Origin of the sequence: Desulfovibrio sp. 1188_IL3213 (assembly GCF_036763145.1) — a bacterium.
GTDB lineage: Bacteria > Desulfobacterota > Desulfovibrionia > Desulfovibrionales > Desulfovibrionaceae > Desulfovibrio.
The window spans coordinates 1-1120 of record NZ_JBAIYR010000603.1 but is presented as its reverse complement, the minus strand read 5'-3'; the positions used below and the strand labels follow the sequence as shown (position 1 = coordinate 1120).

Genomic DNA, 1120 nt, shown 5'->3' with positions numbered 1-1120 from the left:
GCCAGATGCCCACGGCATCGGCCAGCGGCAGCACCTTGGGCAACAGCCCGGTATGGCCGTCTGCGGCGTAAAGTTGCGCCATGTATCGCCAGGGGCGATTGTGCGGCACAATAAGCAGCGCGGAACCGGGACGCCCGCCCGTGATCTCGTGCAGATGCGCTTTAAGGGCGGGCAGAAAAGGGCGCTGCCAGGGAAAAACCAGAAAAGGCGAACTACTCATGCGGATAATCCTCTGCGGGCAAAAGGCCGTCGCAGCGCGGGGCAAGCTCTGAAGCTTCGTCCGGCGTCACCAGACGAAAACAGCGCTGGTCAAGGTATACCAGCAGGCCCATGACGGGGGTGCTGTCGTTTCCGCGTCCCGGGAGCAGGCCGCCAAGATATTTGCGTACCTGCTCCACATGGGCGGCTTCGGGCTGGCCGCTTTTATAGTCAATGATCAGCAGTCCCCAGGGTTCGTGAACCAGCAGGTCCATGCGCAAAAGCTGCCCCTGTGGAGTCATTATGGAATGTTCGGGCCAGCCGTTGGCGAGCCAGCGCGCGCTTTGCGGCTGACTTGCAAACCAGTGCAACGCTTCAAATGCGCCGTGGCGCAAGGCCGCATCATCGGGAACAGACAGCGGATAATGACGGAGGCCAAAGTTCAGGGCTGCCTGAGCATCTTCACGCGGATTGCCGGTAAGGCGCAGGTGCTCCAGACAGAAATGCAGCAGATTGCCACGGTCTTCGGGCTGAAAGTCAAAAGCGGCCAGAGGGTTGCGAAAGATCTTCAGGCGCGGCAGCCACTGCATGGGACGCCAGTCTTCGGTATTGGCATCCCTCACGGTGTTTTTTGCATGCCCTGCGGCACTATGTGCCGTTCCGTCAGAAAGGGGACGGTTCTGCTCCTGATCCATACCTGTGGCAAGGCTGCCCGGCATGGCGTCCGTGGCGGGAGTGACGGCGGGTGTGCTTGTCGTGCCGTCGGTGTGCTGTACGCCGGGCATGGGAGGCATGGCGGGCGTGTCCGGGCTTGCCGGGCAGGCATGAGGAGCATTGCCTGACAATGCGGGTTCTGTCTCCAGTGTGTCCAGCTCCGCATGGGCATGGTTGCCCTGCGCCGCGTCCGCGGCCAGATCGGAAG

Annotated in this window: 1 protein-coding gene and 1 pseudogene; both read right to left on the bottom strand. The window is 62.1% G+C overall.

Translation table 11 applies throughout. The features are described 5' to 3' along the window. A partial coding sequence (locus tag V6C16_RS13940) for a hypothetical protein (RefSeq protein ID WP_333543516.1) occupies positions 1–220 on the bottom strand: 220 nt, incomplete at its 3' end. Continuing rightward, a pseudogene (locus V6C16_RS13935) lies at positions 213–1120 on the bottom strand (UvrD-helicase domain-containing protein); the annotation flags it as partial. The gene V6C16_RS13940 and the pseudogene V6C16_RS13935, both read right to left, overlap by 8 nt.